Below are 18,262 nucleotides of genomic sequence, written 5' to 3'. Positions count from 1 at the left end.
GGGAAAAAGAGATGGCAATTCCGGATTTCCAAAGCGTGATGCGCCCGGTACTGGTGATTGTGCAGGATGGCGTGCCACTGGCACTGAACGAGCTGCGCGAGCGCGTTGCCGATCAGTTCCAACTGACCGAGGACGAGCGCAAAGAACGATTACCTTCGGGTAATCAAACGGTGATCAACAACCGTGTGGGCTGGGCGCGTACCTACCTGAATAAGGCTGGCCTGCTGTGCATTCCGGCCAAGGGCATGGTGCAGATCACCGCACGCGGTCGGGACGCGCTGATCAGCGGTCCGCAACGCATCACCGTGAGCTGGTTGAAGCAGTTCCCCGAATTTGCCGATTTCCACACCGCCAAGCCACCGGCTGCCGATACGCCTGCCATGGTAGCGCTCGATGCCGCCGAAACGACGCCGGATGAGCAACTTGTAGAGGCACATCAGGCACTGCTGCAATCGCTTGCCGATGAGCTGCTGGCTATGGTGCGAGCAGCTACGCCAAGTTTCTTCGAACAACTGGTGGTCGATCTGATGATTGCCATGGGCTATGGCGGTTCACGTAAGGAGGCCGGCAAGGCGACCCATGCCACCAACGACGACGGTATCGACGGCATCATCAAGGAGGACAAGCTCGGCTTGGACGTGATCTACCTGCAGGCCAAGCGCTGGAGCAACACAGTACACCGCCCGGAGATCGACAAGTTCATCGGTGCCTTGACCCGCCAGCGGGCGCGCAAAGGCGTGTTTATCACCACCTCGGACTTCTCCGCCGGCGCTCGCGAAGCGGCGCTGGGGCTGGATATCAAAGTGGTGCTGATCGACGGCGTTGAGTTAGCGCGCCTGATGGTGGAGAACAACTTGGGGGTGAGCATCAAGCAGGTGTACGAGGTGAAGCAGCTCGATAGTGATTACTTCGCCGAGGTGTGAGGCGCAATGCTGGTCGCCGGTCTAGCGAAATTCGCCCGAATATCACTGTTGGCTTAGTAGATCTTATCCCCTACCAGGGGGCGGGCTGCCTACAAAACCTACAGAACAGGGTTTCGTAGGTTTTGTAGGTCGCTTTTTCGATTATCTGAGTATGTCGATTGGAGCGAGGCTATGCTTTTCTCCAGACATAGCGCGTCGAAGGGCGGCCTCCTTTTTCTCCAGCCACCTCGTAGCCAATGATGAGGTCGTGCTCAACCAGAACTGTCAGCGCATTATTCACGGCATCTTGCGAGCCCAATCCCGTCCAGTCCTTCTGGCGCACTTCTCGTGCCGTAAATGGCTCGGGTAATTTCTGCTGACGCTCCAGGATGAGCCTGGCACCGAGTAATGGGGCGTTGATCGCTGTGCCGTACAGTCGCTGGGCATGGCTCATGAGGTAGGCCGCCCAGTTGATGGCGCGGGTAGTGGGCTCTGCGCCCACGGCCCTTTGTCCACCTTCGACCAGTTCGAACAGTAGGGCCAATCCCGCAATTGTTTGCGGCATTTTCAGATAATGGGATTGCAATGCCGGGTGGAGTTCGTCGCTCCGGCTTTGTTGTATGTGACGTGTATACCAGGCGTTAAATATTTTCTGAGCTTCTGGGCTGAACCTGAGTGCAGAACGAGGCTGATCGGGTATTTGGTCGAGCTGCTCGACAACCCAACCCACGCGCTCAGTGGCGGCTTTGTTCGGCCAGCGGTCCACAAGACGCCATTCGCGGACATCGTCGGGATAAACGACGAGTTACAGGCGCTGAATCAGGCCGTCATCCAATTCACCGCTGATCGCGGCGCGCACCAGCGATGCGATTCGTGACGGTTGAATGCCGCCGATCAAGGATAAACAGCATGACTTGATGAAAATGGTGCCGCGCCCAATGCGGTCGTAGGTGAATGAGCCGTTGCCATCGAAACATTCTAGGTAGAACGCTCGCGCAACAGAACCGTCCTCGCTCTGTATCGTCGCCAGCCAGTCTCCCAGTTCGTCACGCACAAGCAGTAGGCCGTTGGGGTTTTCGTTGAGCAGCTCGCCGAGTTTCTCGACAGTGGAGTCGTTGACGATGTACCGGCGCAGGACTGGAGCTTGCATGTCGCTGGAAAGTCTGTTCAGTTCCGCCAAAGCAGCGTTCTTGTCGCCGCTACTGAGAAGTTTTTTTGCCTTGACCTTGGCTGCGTTGCGCTCCATTTCGAGCAGCTCGCTGCTTGCCCTGTGTTCGGCTTCCGCCTGACCGTGCTGTTTTCGTTCCCTGGACTCCAGGGCATGCAATGGACGTAGTGCGTGTTTGAGTGCAGGCGATTTCATGGCGGATGGACGACCGATGACGACGCCCCACTGGTTGGGAACGACCATCCAGTCATCGTGTTGTTTTGGGTGGATAGTGAATTTGCGCCCGACTACGGCGCTGACAGCCACTACTAGCGCGACGCCAACAAAATCAGGTGGGCACTGGGTGCGCTCAGCGACATCCCGCACGTACTCCTGAAGAGCGGCAGGCAGTAGTTCGTCACGCCAGGGCATTACCCTGGCCAACCCGATCGGGAGCGGTTTTGGCACAATTCCTGGGTTCAGGTATGAGGCAAATGCCGGCTCGGGCATCTCTGCCAAGAATGACGGTATTTGCTCATTTGAGGTCATTGGGATTCTCGCTCGGGACTCCATCACGTTCGCTGATCTTGATCTCCAGCCAGGCCTCTACCTCAGCGACGACGAAGTAAACGCCAGCCTGTTTGCTCGAGCCAAATTTGATGGGGCGAGGAAAGTTGGGATCGGTTTCGCGTAGCTTTTCGAGGCCGGAGCGGCTCTTGTCAAAGCAGTGCTGTAGCGAGGCGTGACTGATCAGGTACTTCCTGGGGGCATGTGTCGGCATGTGTGGGTCTCTGTGTATAAGCCGACACAGATTTAATACCCCTGGCAGCCCCCTGTGGCGCGATTTCAAACCAAAAAATCGTCGGAAAACGGAACGACGGTTGATGCGGCGGGGGCATAGCTGCAAATGTGGAATAGGCTAGAAAGGCTGTCATAAAGCTGGCATTACCGAGCCAAAACAACCCATTTAGGCACAAAAAAGGCACTTGCGAAATTCGCTAAGCGCCTGATTTGTAGGGATTATTTGGTGGAGCCGGGGGGATTTGAACCCCCGTCCGCCAGTACTCCGCTGTCGGTACTACATGCTTAGCCGTGTCTACTGAGTTAACCCGCAGCCGCCCGACGGGCAGGGTGCTTTGGGCGAGTTGTGTAAGTTTTAGCCACTTCGTCCACAACGTACTACGCGGCGATCCTGTTCTGTATGACAATCACTTCGGGTTTACAGGCATCCCCTGGTGATTGCTGGAGCCGAAGCTACCAGGAGAGCGGGCTCGGCTGCTTACGCAGCGAGAGCGTAGCCCTCGTAGTTTTCGTCATTGGCAACTATAAAAGTTGCAACAGTGGATTTACGAGTTCTGTTACCAACTCGGCATGCACCTAGAGTTTCGCTACCGGCGTCGAATCCTAATCGGCCCCACGCATCAGCTCTAGCTGACGTGCCTTTCGACACGTGCGGTGGAGTATACGCCTTTGTGCGGGCGACGTCGACTGCTGGTCCGGTCGCCCGCGCGGCGCTCAGGCACCGCTGCCCCCGGAAGGGCCGCTGCCTTTGTCGGTTTTCTCCATGCGCTCGAGCACTTTGCTGGTGATGGCGATGCATTCCTTGGTGTCGCCGGCGGCCTGGGCTGCCTTGGCTTTGTCGACGTGCTCGGTGATGGCTTTGTCCAGGCCCTCGGAGGTGGCGCCGATGGTGGCCATGTTGTCGTCGATCTTCTGCAGGTTGAGGGTGCAGAGGTCCTCGTCGGCGAACACCGGCGAGGCCAGTAGGGTCGCGGCCGCGAAGAGGGCGGAAAGCGCAGTACCTTTCATGGGTGTCTCCTTCTGGAAGGCCTCTGGAAGGTGGGCCTGATCGGTGGACTGCGGGGGATTTGCGGGGGTTCCATCGGGGTGATGGCTCGGGGCGGTGTCGTTTGGGCGGTGGATGACGTGGTGAGCTTTCGGGCCCATTCGCCGGCAAGCTGGCTTGCACAGGTCCAATGGGGCGCACGGGTCGTGCGCCATGCAGAGGATTCTGGGGGCTGGCTTGCCAGCGGCTCCGAGGGTCAGAGGCTACGTGGGCGTGTCACGCGGTCCACCAGGTAGACCAGGCCGTGGTAGTCGATCCCGCTATGGCTCGACAAGCCGATCTCGCACGTGCGGCTGGTGGAGATCCCTTCGCTGCAATACTGCACCGCCTCCTTCAGGCTACGCAGGGAGTGGGCATTGAGCTCTGGCGTGGTGAAGCCCTTGTCGCCGGCGAACCCGCAGCAATGGATGCCTTCGGGGATCACCACCTGCTTGCTGCAGCGCCGTGCCAGGTCGATCAGCGCCTGGCTCTCGCCCAGGTGCTGGGTGCTGCAGGTCACGTGGACGGCCACCGGTTCGTCCTGAGGGGTGAACTCCAGGCGCTCGAGCAGGTGGGTGCGGATGAAGCGCACCGGGTCGTACAGGTCCAGGCGGGTGTCGCCCAGGTCCTGGACCAGGCGCAGGATGCAGGGGCTGGTGTCGCAGTAGATCGGATCGAGGCCGCCGCGGCTGGCGTGGAGCAGGGCGTTGATCAGTTCCTGGCGCTTGTGCTCGGCCTGTTCCGGGTAGCCCTTGGAGGCGAATGGCTGGCCACAGCAGAGGTTGTCGGCGTTGTCGGGGAATACCACCTGGTAGCCGGCCTTCTCCAGCAGGGCGCGGGTCTTGTCGAGCAGCGAGCTCTGTTCGCGGTCGGCGTAGGCCGGGCCCATCACCCGTGACACGCAGGCGGCGAGGTACACCACGCGCGGGCGGGCGTCGTTGCCCGCCGGCCCGAATGCCACCGGGCGCAGGGGCTGGGGCATGGCCGGGGTCCACTGGGGCAGGCGGCCTTTGCTGGCCTTGCTCAGGGATGTGCTCAGGCGGCTCAGGCGCGGGGCGCCGAGCAGCTTGCGTGCGCCGTTGGCGGCAGCCAGTGTCAGGCGGGCACCGCGCAGGGCGGTGTGGAAGTGCCCGGCCAGCCAGTCGGCGGCCTTGTCGTGCCCGGCGGCCTGGCTGCGCAGCTTCTTCACCAACTCGCCGGTATTGATGCCGACCGGGCAGCGCTGGGCGCACAGGCCGGTGGCGGCGCAGGTGTCGATGCCCTGGTACTGGTAGGTTTCGAGCAATTCGCGGGTGTCGAGGCCGGCGCGTTGCTTGGCTTGGATGTCACGCCACATGACGATGCGCTGGCGTGGACTCAGGGTCAGCCCCTTGGAGGGACATACCGGCTCGCAGAAGCCGCACTCGATGCACTTGTCGACGATCTCGTCGGCGGCCGGCAGGGGCTTCAAGTGCTTGAGGTGGATGTCTGGGTCTTCGCTGAGCACCACGTCGGGGTTGAGGATGCCGTTGGGGTCGAGCAGGCGCTTGAGCGTCCACATCAGCTGGTAGGCGTCATGGCCCCACTCCAGTTCGACGAAGGGCGCCATGTTGCGGCCGGTGCCGTGCTCGGCCTTGAGCGAGCCGCCGAACTCCACCGCCACCAACTGCGCCACGTCGTCCATGAAGGCCTGGTAGCGCGCCACTTCCTCGGCGCTGTTGAAGCCTTGGGTGAAGACGAAGTGCAGGTTGCCCTCCAGGGCATGGCCGAAGATGATCGCCTCGTCGTAACGGTGCTTGTCGAACAGCTGGAGCAGGCGGTTGACGCCCTCGGCCAGTTGCTCGATGGGGAAGGTGACGTCTTCGATGATCACCGTGGTGCCGGTCTGGCGCACGGCGCCGACGGCGGGGAAGGTGTCCTTGCGGATTTTCCACAGCTGGTTGTACACCGCCGGGTCTTCGCTGAAGTCGACGCACTGCTCCAGCGGGAAGTCGGCGATGGAGGCCATGATCTGCTGCAACTGCTCATGCAGCAGGCTCTGGCTGCCCGCGCGGGACTCGATCAGCAAGGCGCAGGCATTGCCCGACAGGCCTTTCACCCAGATGGGCATGCCTGGCATGTCCTGGACCGAGCGCAGGCTGCGGCGGTCGAGCAGTTCCACGGCGGAAACCGGCTGGCGCTTGAGCACGGTGACGGCGCGGCAGCAGCTTTCCACGCTGGGGAAGACCAGCAGCGCGCTGGCTTTGTGCGGGTGGTCGGGCACGGTGTCGTAGGTGACCGCGCTGATGAAGCCGAGGGTGCCTTCGGAGCCGACCAGCAGGTGCTGGAGGATGTCCAGCGGCTGGTCGTAGTCCACCAGTGCATTGAGCGACAGCCCCGTGGTGTTCTTCAGCCGGTACTTGTGCCGGATCCGCTCGGCCAGCGCCGTGTTGGCGCGGGTCTCGCGGCCGAGGCGGGCGAGGGCTTCCAGCAGGTCGGCGTGGCTCTGCTCGAACGCCGCGACGCTGGCCGGGTCCTCGCTGTCCAGGCGGGTGCCATCGGCCAGTACCAGGCGCATGCCGGCCAGGGTGTGGTAGGTGTTCTGCGCCGTGCCGCAGCACATGCCGCTGGCGTTGTTGGCGACGATGCCGCCGATCTTGCAGGCATTGATCGAGGCCGGGTCGGGGCCGATCTTGCGCCCGTAGGGGGCGAGCCAGGCGTTGGCCTGGGCACCGATGACCCCGGGCTGCAGGCGGATCTGTTCGCCCTGGCTGCGGATTTCCTTGCCGCCCCAGTTGTCGCCGAGGACGATCAGCACCGAGTCGCTGATGGCCTGGCCGGAGAGGCTGGTGCCGGCGGCGCGGAAGGTCACCGGCACGCGCTCGCGCTGGGCCAGGTGGATCAGACCGACGACTTCGTCCTCGGACTCGACACGTACCACCAGCTTGGGGATCAGCCGGTAGAAGCTGGCGTCGGTGCCGAAGGCCAGGGTCGAGGTCGGGTCGTCGAAACGGCGTTCGGCGGGGATCAGGCGCTCGACATCACGCAGGAACGCGGCGGGCAGGCTCATGCTATCTCCTCGCGGGGCCGCGGCGTCTGGTGCGCCGCGTGTCCCGGTCAATCAGGCGGTGTGTCGTGGGGCGCGGCTATCAGGCGCCCAGTTCGCGGACCAGCGAGTCGCGGGTGATTTCACTGATGGACTTGGCGCCGGTCAGCACCATGGCCACGCGCATCTCCTTCTCGAACAGGTCGAGCAGGTTCTTCACCCCGGCCTCGCCGTGGGTGGCCAGGGCGTAGAGGAAGGCGCGGCCGATCAGCACGCTGTCGGCGCCCAGGGCGATCATGCGCACCACGTCCAGGCCGCTGCGGATGCCGGAGTCGGCGAGGATCGTCAGGTCGCCCTTGACCGCGTCGGCGATCGCCGGCAGGGCCCGGGCGCTGGACAGCACGCCGTCGAGCTGGCGGCCGCCGTGGTTGGAGACGACGATGCCGTCGGCGCCGAATTTCACCGCGTCCTTGGCATCTTCCGGATCGAGGATGCCCTTGATGATCATCGGGCCGTCCCAGAATTCACGGATCCATTCCAGGTCCTTCCAGGAGATGGAGGGGTCGAAGTTGGCGCCCAGCCAGCCGATGTAGTCGGCCAGGCCCGTGGGGTTGCCACGGTACTTGGAGATATTGCCCAGGTCGTGCGGGCGGCCCAGCAGGCCGACATCCAGCGCCCATTGCGGGTGGGTCATGGCCTGCCAAACGCGGCGCAGCGGGGCGTTCGGGCCGCTCATGCCGGAATGGGCATCGCGGTAGCGGGCGCCGGGTACTGGCATGTCGACGGTGAACACCAGGGTCTTGACCCCGGCGGCCTTGGCCCGCTCCAGGGCGTTGCGCATGAAGCCGCGGTCCTTGAGCACGTACAGCTGGAACCACATGGGTCGGTCGATGGCCGGGGCGACTTCCTCGATCGGGCACACCGATACCGTCGACAGGGTGAAGGGAATGCCCTTGGCCGCTGCCGCACGGGCTGCTTGGACCTCGCCACGGCGGGCGTACATGCCGGTCAGGCCGACCGGGGCCAGGGCCACGGGCATGCTCAGGGTTTCGTCGAACAGCCGCGTCTCGAGGCTCAGCTCGGACATGTTCTTCAGCACGCGCTGGCGCAGGGCGATGCCGGCCAGGTCCTCGACGTTGTGGCGCAGGGTGTACTCGGCGTAGGCGCCACCGTCGGCGTAGTGGAACAGGAAGGGGGGCAGCTTGCGTTGGGCCGCGGCGCGATAGTCGGTGGAGGCGGAAATGATCATGGGGTCTCGCTGCAAAGGTGGAGAGGGGCGGCTGCCGGGCGCGACAGGGCGCGCCCGGCCCCTTTCACTTTAGTGATGAACCAGCATGCCGGTCAGCCAGTAGGCCTGGACCAGGGTGATCAGGCCGACGATGGTGGCGAAGAACAGGCTGTGCTTGACGGTGAAGCGGAACAGGTCCGATTCCTTGCCGACCAGGCCGGTGGCGGCGCAGGCCACGGCGATGGACTGTGGCGAAATCATCTTGCCGGTCACGCCACCGCTGGTGTTGGCGGCCACCAGTAGGGTGTCGTTGACCCCGATCTGGTGAGCAGTGGTGGCCTGCAGCGAGCCGAACAAGGCGTTGGACGAGGTGTCGGAACCGGTCAGGAACACGCCCAGCCAGCCGAGGAACGGCGAGAAGAACGGGAACGCGGCGCCGGTGCCGGCCAGGACCAGGGCCATGGTCGAGGACATGCCCGAATAGTTGGTGACGAAAGCGAAGGCCAGGACCATGCCGATCGACAGGATCGGCCAGCGCAGCTCCCAGAAGGTTTCCTTCAAAGTGGTCAGACCAGTTTTGACGTTGATCTTCAGCACGGCCATCGACAGCAGCGCGGAGATGAAGATCGCGGTACCGGTGGCGGAGATCGGGTCGAACTTGAACACGGCCGCGATCGCGGTCGGGGTGGCGGCGATCGGCGCGCCTTTCATCACCAGTTGGTCCAGGTGCGGGATGGCGAAGTTGAACACGAAGTCGTACATCGCGCCGCCCGGGGCGAACGCGGCCTTGAACGGCTTGAGGGTCCAGATCGTCACCAGCACGGTGAGGATCAGGAACGGCGACCAGGCCTTGAAGATCTCGCCCAGGCTGTAGGGCGAAGGCTGGCTGCCGCCGGTGCTGACCACGGCGGCGCCGACGCTGCCCTTGGCTTCGGCGAACGAGCGCTTGGGTTGCCAGACCTTGAGGAACAGGGTCAGGGCGATCAGGCTGGCCAGGGCCGAGGTGATGTCCGGCAGTTCGGGGCCGATGAAGTTCGAGGTGAAGTACTGGGTGACGGCGAAGCTCAGGCCGGCCACCAGGGCGGCAGGCCAGGTTTCCTTCACGCCGCGCACGCCATCCATCATGAACACCAGCCAGAACGGCACGAACAGCGACAGTAGCGGCAGCTGGCGACCGGTCATGGCGCCGATGTCGAAGGCGTCGATCCCGGTCACCTGGCCGGCGACGATGATCGGGATGCCCAGTGCGCCGAAGGCTACCGGCGCGGTGTTGGCGATCAGACACAGGCCGGCGGCGTACAGCGGGTTGAAGCCCAGGCCTACCAGCAGCGCGGCAGTGATGGCCACCGGGGCGCCGAAACCGGCGGCGCCTTCGAGGAAGGCACCGAAGCAGAAGCCGATCAGCAGCACCTGCAGGCGCTGGTCGTCGGTGATCGACAGCACCGAACTGCGGATCACCTCGAACTGGCCGCTCTTGACCGTGAGTTTGTAGAGGAACACCGCGGCGACGATGATCCAGGCAATGGGCCACAAGCCGTAGAGGAAGCCATAGCCGGCGGCGGCCAGCGCCATGTCGACAGGCATCTGGAAGGCGAAGATCGCCACCAGGATCGACAGGGCAAGGGTGATGCTGCCGGCGACATGGCCTTTGAGGCGGAACACGGCCAGGGCGAGGAAGAAGAACACGATAGGGATGACGGCCGCCAGAGCGGACAGGCCAAGGCTCCCCAGGGGGGTATAGAGCTGTTGCCAGGTTTGCATAGTGGGATGGCCCCTAATTGTTGTTGGTCAAGCACTGGCATTGGATAATTGGTAAGACCAATTTACAATGACTGGTCGCTAGGTTAAAAGCGTGGTTGTGGCCGTGTCAATTTGTCCTGGGGAAAACTTTGGTCGGATATCGATGAGCGGGTATCTGGTAGCCCTGGAAAATCGTCATCTGATGGGTGTCGAGGCGGCGCGGATGGGCCAGAATAGGCGCCCCCCGGAATCCGCGGGGTTTGTGGAGAGCATGTGATGGTTTTTGATCAGGTCCGCCAGCGGCGCCTGTCCGACGACATCGTCGATCGGTTGGAAGGGATGATTCTCGAGGGCACCTTGACCTCGGGGCAGCGCTTGCCAGCCGAGCGCGCCCTGGCCGAGCAGTTCGGCGTGTCCCGCCCTTCGTTGCGCGAGGCGATCCAGAAGCTGGTGGCCAAGGGGTTGCTGGTCAGCCGCCAGGGCGGTGGCAACTATGTCGCCGAGACGCTGGGCTCGACCTTCAGCGACCCACTGCTGCAATTGCTCGAGCACAGCCCCGAGGCCCAGCGCGACCTGCTCGAGTTCCGCCACACCCTGGAGGCTTCCTGCGCCTACTATGCCGCCCAGCGCGCCACCGAGCCGGACCGCGACCGGCTCAAGGCGGCTTTCGACGCCTTGCAGGACTGCTATGCACGGGCCGACGAGGTCAGTCGGGCGGAGGAAGGGGCGGCCGATGCGCGTTTTCACCTGGCCATTGCCGAGGCCAGCCATAACGCGGTGTTGCTGCACACCATCCGCGGATTGTTCGACCTGCTCAAGCGCAACGTGGTGACCAATATCGGCGGCATGTACCAACAGCGTGCGGAGACCCGCGACATGCTGATCAGTCAGCATCGCGAGCTGTATCAGGCGATTGTCGAGGGGCGGGCGGACGATGCCCGGGAGGTGTCGAGCCGGCACATCCTGTATGTGCAGGAAGTGTTGCAGGAGGCGCAGCAGGAGGCCCGGCGGGTAGCGCGGGCGGAGCGGCGCAACGGCTGCTAGGGCATTGCCGGGAGGCCTTGGGGCTGGCTAGTCAGACGGTGCCTGGAGCCTTGGGGCTGCTGTGCAGCCCAAAGGCTGGGTAATCTCTCACAGAGCCCTCTGCATGGCACATGATGTGTGAGCGTCGCCGTCCCCTGGGCCAGAACAGGCCTACTCGTCGCGGCCTTTGCTGCGCACGGCGCGCTGGATCTCGCGGTTGGAATCACGCTCGCGTTGGGTGTCGCGCTTGTCGTATTCCTTCTTGCCCTTGCCAAGCGCGATCTCGCACTTGATCAGGTGCTTGCTCCAGTACAGCGCCATGGCCACGCAGGTGTAGCCCTTTTGCGCCACGGCCGCTTCCAGGCGCTCGAGCTCGCGCTTGTTCAGCAGCAACTTGCGAGTACGGGTAGGGTCGGCGATGACGTGGGTGCTGGCGGTGGTCAGCGGGGTGATGTGGCTGCCGAACAGCCAGGCTTCGCCATCCTTGAGCAGCACGTAGCTGTCGGTCAGGTGCGCCTTGCCGGCCCGCAGGCTCTTTACTTCCCAGCCAGACAGGACCAGCCCGGCCTCGAACTTGTGCTCGATGAAGTAATCGTGTCGCGCCTTCTTGTTCAGCGCGATGGTCCCGGTCGGATGTTTCTTTTGCTTAGCCATAGGGGCGGCATTATAGGGAGTCGCCGCGCCGCCGGCTACGGGGTTTAGGTGTGCTTGAGCCTGTAGGACGAATCCCGGACAATGCAGACCCTGTTCTGTTGAACAGAACCGTTTTCGATGCGCTGAGAAGCGCTGCCGCCCAGTCTTGGAAGTGACGCCTGGATGACTACCCATATTCAACGCTCCGCCCTGCTGCCGTACCCCGCCCAGGCGCTCTACGATCTGGTCAACGATGTGGCCAGTTACCCGCAATTCCTGCCCTGGTGCTCGGCCTCGACGGTGCTTGAGGTCAGCGATACGCACATGCGGGCGAAGCTGGAAGTGGCCAAGGGCGGGATCAGCCAGCAGTTCGTCACGAACAATGTGCTGGTGCCGGGGCAATCGATCGAGATGAACCTGGAGGAGGGGCCGTTCACCCAACTGCATGGCCTGTGGATCTTCAAGCCATTGGGCGAAAAGGCCTGCAAGATCAGCCTCGACTTGTCCTTCGACTATGCCGGGCCCCTGGTGCGTGCCACCCTCGGCCCGTTGTTCAACCAGGCGGCCAATACCCTGGTCGATGCCTTCTGCCAGCGGGCCAAGCAACTCAATGCCTGAGGCCCTCGTGAACATCGAAGTCGCCTACGCCACGGCCGAGCGCCAGTGGCTGCTGGCCTGCGAGGTGCCGGCAGGGACCCGTGTCAGGGACGCATTGCGCCTGTCGGTCCTGGGTGAACAGGTGCCGGGGCTTGACCTGGCGTCCTGCCCGGTGGGGATTTTTGGCAAGGTGGTCAGCGATCCCGCTGAGCGCACGGTCGAGGAGGGCGATCGCCTGGAGGTGTATCGGCCATTGCTCGTCGATCCGAAGGAAGTGCGCAAGCAGCGAGCCGCCAAGGCGAAGGCGCAGCGCGGCGCCTGAGGGCTGAACGTCGCCATTGGGGCCGTGCCCGGCCCCAATGGCAGACAGCTTACTGCGGGGAGGTTTCCAGCGGTGCCGGCGTCGGGACCGGAGTGGTCTCGATGGTGTCGATCTCGCGTTGGATGGATTCTTCCAGCGAGCCTGGCTTGGCCGGCTTCTCTTCGGGCTGGCTCGGCTCGGTGGCCGGGCTGACGGTGGTGTCGCCGCTGCCGCCGAGGATCTCCTGGTCGCGGCTCACGCCTGGCATGAAGTCGCCAGACAGGCTTACCAACTGGTCGCTGTCATTGAAGAAGATGCTCATGCGCTCCTGCTGGCGCTGGCCGCCGCCGGGCTGCAGGCTGTAGAGGTAATCCCAGCGGTTGGTGTTGAAGGTGTCCTGGATCAGTGGGTTGCCCATGATAAACCTTACTTGCCGGCGGGTCATTCCGGGGCGTAATTGGTCTATCATGTCTTGCGTAACGACATTGCCCTGCTGGATGTCGATTTTGTAAACCCCGGGAAACGAGCAACCGGCGAGTGCGAGCAGTCCCACGAAGGTGAGGCTGGTTAGCAAGAGCTTGGTGTTTTGCATCGGTGGGCGACTTCCACTATCTTGGCTGGACAACGTAAACCCCGATCATACCCGTATTAAGAGAAGCTGCGAAGCAGCATCGGCGAGAAAGCTGACCATGGTTGAAAATAGCGAATTGCGCAAAGCCGGTCTCAAGGTGACCCTGCCTCGAGTCAAGATTCTTCAGATGCTCGACTCCACCGAGCAGCGTCACATGAGCGCCGAGGATGTCTACAAGGCGCTGATGGAAGCTGGCGAGGACGTCGGTCTGGCGACCGTCTATCGCGTCCTGACCCAGTTCGAAGCGGCGGGTCTGGTGGTTCGCCATAACTTCGACGGCGGTCACGCGGTATTCGAGCTGGCTGATAGCGGCCACCACGACCATATGGTCAACGTGGATACCGGTGAAGTCATCGAGTTCGTGGATACCGAGATCGAGAAGCGCCAGAAACAGATCGTGACCGACCATGGTTACGAGTTGGTGGACCATAACCTGGTCCTGTATGTGCGCAAGAAAAAGTAACGATTTGTTCGTTATCTAAAGCAAAGGCGGCCTTCGGGTCGCCTTTGTGCTTTTGGGGTGCCAGCCGTCTTTGGGGCCGCTTCGTAGCCCCTGGCATTTGCCAGGTTCAACGAGCCCGTTTCGATTCAGGAACGCCGGGCGACAACTGTCAGGCCTTGCCAGACACCACCATCTTGCGCGCATGGGCCAGTGATTCCTTGGTCAGGTCGATGCCGCCGAGCATCCGCGCCACTTCCTCGACCCGCTCGCGTTTGCCCAGGTTGGCGACGGCGGTATGGGTGGTGTCGCTGTGGCGCACCTTGTGCACGAACAGGTGGCGATGCCCCTGGGCTGCCACCTGCGGCAGGTGGGTCACGGTCAGTACCTGGCCGCGCTCGCCCAGGCGTCGTAGCAACTGGCCGACGATTTCCGCGGTGGGGCCACCGATGCCCACGTCCACCTCGTCGAACACCAGGGTCGGGATGCGTGAGGTTTGCGCGGTGATCACCTGGATCGCCAGGCTGATACGTGACAGTTCGCCACCCGACGCCACCCTGGCCAGGCCCTTGAGCGGCTGGCCGGGGTTGGCGCTGACCAGCAGTTCGATCTGTTCCAGGCCATGGGGCGACAGTTCGCCCCCTTCGTTGGGCGTGAGTTCGATGCAGAAGCGCCCGCCGGGCATGCCCAGGCGCTGGATCTCCTGCTCGACGGCAGTGGCCAGTTGCCTGGCCGCTTGCTGGCGCAAGGCGCTCAGCTCGCCAGCCTTCTCCTGGTAGTGCTGGGCGTAGGCGGCCAGCTCCTCGCCCAGGCGTTCGATCGACTCGTCGCTGGCGTTCAGCCCTTCCAGCTCTTCCATCAGGCGCTGTTGCAGGTGCGGCAGCTCGGTCGGGTGCACGCGGTGCTTGCGCGCCAGGGTATAGATGGTGTCGAGCCGCTCCTCCAGGGCCTGCAGGCGCATGGGGTCGGCGTCGAAATGGTCGAGGAAACGGTTGAGCTCACCGACCGCTTCCTCGACCTGGATCTGCGCGCTGGCTATCAGGTTGACCGCCTCGCCCAGGGCCTTGGGCGCGTTGGCCACGGCGGTCAGGCGGTTGAGGCTGGCGGTCAGGGCGCTGAGCACGTTGCCCGAGTCGCTCTCGCTGCACTGGTCGATGACCTGGCGGCAGATGCCGAACAGCGCCTCGGCATTGGTCAGGTTCTTGTGCTCCTGCTCCAGCTGTTCCAGCTCGTTCTCGCCAAGGCCGAGGTTGTCCAGCTCTTCCAGCTGGTAGCTGAGCAGTTGGTGGCGGGCGCGCTGTTCGTCGCCGGAGTTGGACAGGCGCTCCAGTTCCTGGCGGGTCTGGCGCCAGCGCTGGGCGGCCAGGTGCACCTGGCGGGACAGGTCGATGGCGCCGGCGTACTCGTCCAGCAGGCGACGGTGAGTGTCGGTCTTGAGCAGTGACTGGTGCTCGTGCTGGCTGTGGATGTCGATCAGCAGTTCGCCAAGGGCCTTGAGGTCGCCGAGCGGGCAGGGTGTGCCGTTTATATAGCCGCGGCTGCGCCCTTCGGCGGTGATCACCCGGCGCAGGATGCAGGGGCCGTCGCTGTCCAGGTCGCGTTCGGCGAGCCAGGCCGTCGCCTCGGGGATGTCGACGAGATCGAAGGTGGCCAGGATGTCCGCCTTGCTCGCGCCAGGGCGCACCACGCCACTGTCGGCGCGGTCGCCGAGGGTCAGGCCCAGGGCATCGAGCATGATCGACTTGCCGGCGCCGGTTTCGCCGGTGATGACGGTCATGCCGCGGGCGAGTTCGAGGTCCAGGTGTTCGACGATGGCGTAGTTGTGGATGGACAGGTGCACCAGCATGAGGGCAGCTCCCGAAGCGTCATGTCTGGTTATTTATACAGTGTTTTTTGTCGGGCTGACAATGCCCGCTCGGAGAATGCGCGCGCGTGCGGAAAACCCGCCTGCCCCTTGAACCTGGTTTTTCCGACCCCATATAGCCGGCAGACAAGGCGAGCCTGGCTCGCATACCCGAAATTGCGGAGGAGAGACCCGATGGCTGACGAACAGCTGGATGAGAAGAACCTTAACGCCGAAGAGGCTGGTGCAGAGGATCTCGGTGCCCGCGTACAGGTGCTCGAGGAGCAGCTGGCCGCCGCCAAGGACCAGTCCCTGCGCGCCGCCGCCGACCTGCAGAACATCCGCCGCCGTGCCGAGCAGGATGTCGAGAAGGCTCACAAGTTCGCCCTGGAGAAGTTCGCCGGCGACCTGCTGCCGGTGATCGACAGCCTGGAGCGCGGCCTGGAGCTGTCCAGTGCCGACGACGAAACCATCAAGCCGATGCGCGAAGGCATCGAGCTGACCCTGAAGATGTTCCACGACACCCTCAAGCGCTACAACCTCGAGGCGGTCGACCCGCACGGCGAACCGTTCAACGCCGAGCACCACCAGGCCATGGCCATGGAAGAGAGCGCCGAGGTTGAGCCCAACAGCGTGCTCAAAGTGTTCCAGAAGGGCTACCTGCTCAACGGCCGCTTGCTGCGCCCCGCCATGGTGGTGGTCAGCAAGGCGCCAGCGGCTCCTCAGCCATCGATCGATGAAAAGGCTTGAAATCCTTCCGGGCACCCCCATCTAGGTGTCAAGCATTCAAGTATTACCGCAGTTGGCCAATGTAGTCGCTGCAACCTAATTCAAGTTTCGGGAGAGTTAACATGGGCAAAATCATCGGTATCGACCTGGGGACCACCAACTCGTGCGTCTCCATCCTGGAAAACGGTAACGTCAAAGTCATCGAGAACGCCGAAGGCGCGCGCACCACGCCGTCGATCGTCGCCTACGCCAACGATGGCGAGATCCTGGTCGGCCAGTCGGCCAAGCGCCAGGCCGTCACCAACCCGCACAACACCCTCTTCGCCGTGAAGCGCCTGATCGGCCGCCGTTTCGAAGAAGATGTCGTGCAGAAAGACATCAAGCTGGTTCCGTACAAGATCGTCAAGGCCAACAACGGTGACGCCTGGGTCGAGGCCAACGGCAAGGAAATGGCTCCGCCACAGATCAGCGCCGAAGTCCTGAAGAAAATGAAGAAAACCGCCGAAGACTACCTCGGCGAGCCAGTCACCGAGGCGGTCATCACCGTACCGGCCTACTTCAACGACAGCCAGCGCCAGGCCACGAAGGATGCCGGTCGCATCGCCGGCCTGGACGTCAAGCGCATCATCAACGAGCCGACCGCTGCTGCACTGGCCTACGGCATGGACAAGGCCAAGGGCGACCACACCGTCATCGTCTATGACCTCGGTGGTGGTACCTTCGACGTTTCGGTCATCGAAATCGCCGAAGTCGACGGTGAGCACCAGTTCGAAGTACTGGCCACCAACGGCGACACCTTCCTGGGTGGCGAAGACTTCGACATGCGCCTGATCGACTACCTCGTCGACGAGTTCAAGAAAGAGTCCGGCATGGACCTGAAGAACGATCCGCTGGCCCTGCAGCGTCTGAAGGAAGCCGCTGAAAAGGCCAAGATCGAGCTGTCTTCCGCTCAGTCGACCGATGTCAACCTGCCGTACATCACCGCAGACGCGACCGGTCCTAAGCACCTGAACGTGAAGATCTCCCGCGCCAAGCTGGAGTCGTTGGTCGAAGACCTGGTCAACCGTACCATCGAGCCTTGCCGCATCGCCCTGAAGGACGCCGGCATCGACGCCAGCAAGATCCATGACGTGATCCTGGTCGGCGGCCAGACCCGTATGCCGCTGGTGCAGAAAGCCGTTGCCGACTTCTTCGGCAAGGAAGCGCGCAAGGACGTCAACCCGGACGAAGCGGTCGCCATGGGTGCCGCCATCCAGGGTGCGGTCCTGGCCGGTGACGTGAAGGACGTGCTGCTGCTGGACGTCAGCCCGCTGACCCTGGGTATCGAGACCATGGGTGGCGTGATGACCCCGCTGATCGAGAAGAACACCACCATCCCGACCAAGAAGTCGCAGGTGTTCTCCACTGCCGACGACAACCAGAGCGCCGTGACCATCCACGTGCTGCAGGGCGAGCGTAAGCAGGCCGCGCAGAACAAGTCGCTGGGCAAGTTCGACCTGGCCGACATTCCGCCGGCACCGCGTGGCGTTCCGCAGATCGAAGTGACCTTCGACATCGACGCCAACGGCATCCTGCACGTCGGCGCGAAGGACAAGGCCACCGGCAAGACCCAGTCGATCGTGATCAAGGCCAACTCCGGCCTGTCCGACGAGGAAATCGAGCGCATGGTGCGTGACGCCGAGGCCAACGCCGAGGAAGACCGCAAGTTCGAGGAGCTGGCCGCCGCCCGCAACCAGGGTGACGCGCTGGTCCACTCGACCCGCAAGATGGTCGCCGACGCCGGTGACAAGGTGACCGCCGAGGAGAAGGCCGCGATCGAAGCCGCCGTGGTTGCCCTGGAAGCCGCCGTCAAGGGCGACGACAAGGCTGCCATCGACGCCAAGGTCGAGGAGCTGTCCAAGGTCTCCGCGCCGGTTGCCCAGAAGATGTACGCCGAGCAGCAAGCTCAGCAGCCGCAGGGTGACGCCCAGCAGGCCGAACCGGAAGCCAAGCACGACGACGTGGTTGACGCCGAGTTCGAGGAAGTGAAAGACAACAAGCAGTAATCCCTGCACGTTGTCGGCCAGCCCAGCGCTGTTTGGCGTTGGGCTGGTAGGATGTCGCCGCGCGGGGGCTTGCTCCCGCGTTGGCGTGTCTGGAATACGGGAATTTTACGGCATCTGTCAGGGCGCATTCGTGTGTGGCGGCAGGTGCTGACGGCAAGGCGCATAAGGCGCAGAG

Annotated in this window: 15 protein-coding genes, 1 other RNA gene and 1 pseudogene; 7 read left to right on the top strand and 10 right to left on the bottom strand. The window is 63.3% G+C overall.

Translation table 11 applies throughout. The features are described from left to right. Positions 1-11: 11 nt before the first annotated feature. The gene (locus ACDI39_RS13285; RefSeq protein ID WP_486538876.1) at positions 12-923 is read left to right on the top strand and encodes a restriction endonuclease; all 912 of its coding nucleotides are present in this window, start codon (positions 12-14) and stop codon (positions 921-923) included. Positions 924-1,092: 169 nt separating this feature from the next. On the opposite strand, the pseudogene ACDI39_RS13280 reads toward ACDI39_RS13285, so the two are convergent. The 7 genes and pseudogenes from ACDI39_RS13280 to ACDI39_RS13250 form a co-directional block, all read right to left on the bottom strand. Continuing rightward, positions 1,093-2,481 (bottom strand): annotated as a pseudogene (locus ACDI39_RS13280) (YfjI family protein). 103 nt (positions 2,482-2,584) lie between these two features. Beyond that, positions 2,585-2,830, bottom strand: coding sequence for a helix-turn-helix transcriptional regulator (locus ACDI39_RS13275; protein ID WP_486538874.1), 246 nt, complete (start codon positions 2,828-2,830; stop codon positions 2,585-2,587). A gap of 244 nt (positions 2,831-3,074) precedes the next feature. Then, positions 3,075-3,465, bottom strand: a transfer-messenger RNA (tmRNA) gene (gene ssrA, locus ACDI39_RS13270). Between the two features lie 99 nt (positions 3,466-3,564). Further along, a complete protein-coding gene (locus ACDI39_RS13265) occupies positions 3,565-3,858 on the bottom strand; it encodes a hypothetical protein (protein WP_225790281.1) in 294 nt (97 codons plus the stop codon). Between the two features lie 233 nt (positions 3,859-4,091). Beyond that, positions 4,092-6,902, bottom strand: a complete 2,811-nt coding sequence (locus ACDI39_RS13260) for an FAD-binding and (Fe-S)-binding domain-containing protein (protein WP_486538871.1) — start codon at positions 6,900-6,902, stop codon at positions 4,092-4,094. A gap of 79 nt (positions 6,903-6,981) precedes the next feature. Further along, on the bottom strand, positions 6,982-8,127 hold the full coding sequence (gene lldD / locus ACDI39_RS13255; RefSeq protein WP_225790279.1) for an FMN-dependent L-lactate dehydrogenase LldD: 1,146 nt from the start codon (positions 8,125-8,127) through the stop codon (positions 6,982-6,984). Positions 8,128-8,196: 69 nt separating this feature from the next. Beyond that, positions 8,197-9,867, bottom strand: a complete 1,671-nt coding sequence (locus tag ACDI39_RS13250; RefSeq protein ID WP_253080730.1) for a lactate permease LctP family transporter — start codon at positions 9,865-9,867, stop codon at positions 8,197-8,199. Positions 9,868-10,122: 255 nt separating this feature from the next. Between ACDI39_RS13250 and ACDI39_RS13245 the strand changes: the two genes are divergently transcribed. Then, a complete protein-coding gene (locus tag ACDI39_RS13245; protein WP_225790277.1) occupies positions 10,123-10,890 on the top strand; it encodes an FCD domain-containing protein in 768 nt (255 codons plus the stop codon). Between the two features lie 150 nt (positions 10,891-11,040). Here ACDI39_RS13245 and smpB read toward each other — a convergent pair whose 3' ends face one another. Further along, entirely contained in the window at positions 11,041-11,523 is a 483-nt protein-coding gene (smpB, locus tag ACDI39_RS13240) for an SsrA-binding protein SmpB (protein ID WP_225790276.1), read from the bottom strand. A gap of 162 nt (positions 11,524-11,685) precedes the next feature. Between smpB and ACDI39_RS13235 the strand changes: the two genes are divergently transcribed. Beyond that, positions 11,686-12,120 carry a type II toxin-antitoxin system RatA family toxin gene (locus tag ACDI39_RS13235; protein ID WP_225790275.1) on the top strand — a complete coding sequence of 145 codons (435 nt, stop codon included), beginning with the start codon at positions 11,686-11,688 and terminating at the stop codon, positions 12,118-12,120. Further along, a complete protein-coding gene (locus ACDI39_RS13230; RefSeq protein WP_486538866.1) occupies positions 12,113-12,421 on the top strand; it encodes an RnfH family protein in 309 nt (102 codons plus the stop codon). The genes ACDI39_RS13235 and ACDI39_RS13230 overlap by 8 nt, the downstream gene beginning before the upstream one ends. A gap of 49 nt (positions 12,422-12,470) precedes the next feature. Here the strand turns inward: ACDI39_RS13230 and ACDI39_RS13225 are convergent, their stop codons facing one another. Then, a complete protein-coding gene (locus ACDI39_RS13225; protein ID WP_225790273.1) occupies positions 12,471-12,992 on the bottom strand; it encodes an outer membrane protein assembly factor BamE in 522 nt (173 codons plus the stop codon). A gap of 97 nt (positions 12,993-13,089) precedes the next feature. On the opposite strand from ACDI39_RS13225, the gene fur reads away from it, so the two are divergent. Further along, positions 13,090-13,494 (top strand): ferric iron uptake transcriptional regulator, encoded by a 405-nt coding sequence (gene fur / locus ACDI39_RS13220; RefSeq protein WP_225790272.1) that lies wholly within the window; start codon positions 13,090-13,092, stop codon positions 13,492-13,494. A gap of 148 nt (positions 13,495-13,642) precedes the next feature. On the opposite strand, the gene recN is transcribed toward fur, so the two are convergent. Continuing rightward, complete coding sequence (recN, locus tag ACDI39_RS13215; protein ID WP_225790271.1) at positions 13,643-15,316, bottom strand: DNA repair protein RecN; 1,674 nt, start codon at positions 15,314-15,316, stop codon at positions 13,643-13,645. Between the two features lie 192 nt (positions 15,317-15,508). Here recN and grpE point away from each other — a divergent pair, with 192 nt between their 5' ends. Further along, positions 15,509-16,063, top strand: a complete 555-nt coding sequence (gene grpE / locus ACDI39_RS13210) for a nucleotide exchange factor GrpE (protein ID WP_225790270.1) — start codon at positions 15,509-15,511, stop codon at positions 16,061-16,063. Between the two features lie 101 nt (positions 16,064-16,164). Next, a complete protein-coding gene (gene dnaK / locus ACDI39_RS13205; RefSeq protein ID WP_253091396.1) occupies positions 16,165-18,087 on the top strand; it encodes a molecular chaperone DnaK in 1,923 nt (640 codons plus the stop codon). Positions 18,088-18,262 lie beyond the last annotated feature (175 nt).

This window comes from Pseudomonas sp. Tun-23181, assembly GCF_057415455.1.
Note: the sequence above shows the minus strand (reverse complement) of the source record. Positions and strands in the feature narration are given on the sequence as shown.

Excerpts from the sequence above, each read along its gene's own strand:
- fur (WP_225790272.1), top strand. The coding sequence starts at position 13,090 with ATGGTTGAAAATAGCGAATTGCGCAAAGCCGGTCTCAAGGTGACCCTG.
- ACDI39_RS13285 (WP_486538876.1), top strand. The coding sequence starts at position 12 with ATGGCAATTCCGGATTTCCAAAGCGTGATGCGCCCGGTACTGGTGATT.
- ACDI39_RS13275 (WP_486538874.1), bottom strand. The coding sequence starts at position 2,830 with ATGCCGACACATGCCCCCAGGAAGTACCTGATCAGTCACGCCTCGCTA.
- recN (WP_225790271.1), bottom strand. The coding sequence starts at position 15,316 with ATGCTGGTGCACCTGTCCATCCACAACTACGCCATCGTCGAACACCTG.
- smpB (WP_225790276.1), bottom strand. The coding sequence starts at position 11,523 with ATGGCTAAGCAAAAGAAACATCCGACCGGGACCATCGCGCTGAACAAG.
- ACDI39_RS13235 (WP_225790275.1), top strand. The coding sequence starts at position 11,686 with ATGACTACCCATATTCAACGCTCCGCCCTGCTGCCGTACCCCGCCCAG.
- ACDI39_RS13245 (WP_225790277.1), top strand. The coding sequence starts at position 10,123 with ATGGTTTTTGATCAGGTCCGCCAGCGGCGCCTGTCCGACGACATCGTC.
- grpE (WP_225790270.1), top strand. The coding sequence starts at position 15,509 with ATGGCTGACGAACAGCTGGATGAGAAGAACCTTAACGCCGAAGAGGCT.
- ACDI39_RS13230 (WP_486538866.1), top strand. The coding sequence starts at position 12,113 with ATGCCTGAGGCCCTCGTGAACATCGAAGTCGCCTACGCCACGGCCGAG.
- lldD (WP_225790279.1), bottom strand. The coding sequence starts at position 8,127 with ATGATCATTTCCGCCTCCACCGACTATCGCGCCGCGGCCCAACGCAAG.
- ACDI39_RS13225 (WP_225790273.1), bottom strand. The coding sequence starts at position 12,992 with ATGCAAAACACCAAGCTCTTGCTAACCAGCCTCACCTTCGTGGGACTG.
- dnaK (WP_253091396.1), top strand. The coding sequence starts at position 16,165 with ATGGGCAAAATCATCGGTATCGACCTGGGGACCACCAACTCGTGCGTC.
- ACDI39_RS13265 (WP_225790281.1), bottom strand. The coding sequence starts at position 3,858 with ATGAAAGGTACTGCGCTTTCCGCCCTCTTCGCGGCCGCGACCCTACTG.
- ACDI39_RS13250 (WP_253080730.1), bottom strand. The coding sequence starts at position 9,867 with ATGCAAACCTGGCAACAGCTCTATACCCCCCTGGGGAGCCTTGGCCTG.
- ACDI39_RS13260 (WP_486538871.1), bottom strand. The coding sequence starts at position 6,902 with ATGAGCCTGCCCGCCGCGTTCCTGCGTGATGTCGAGCGCCTGATCCCC.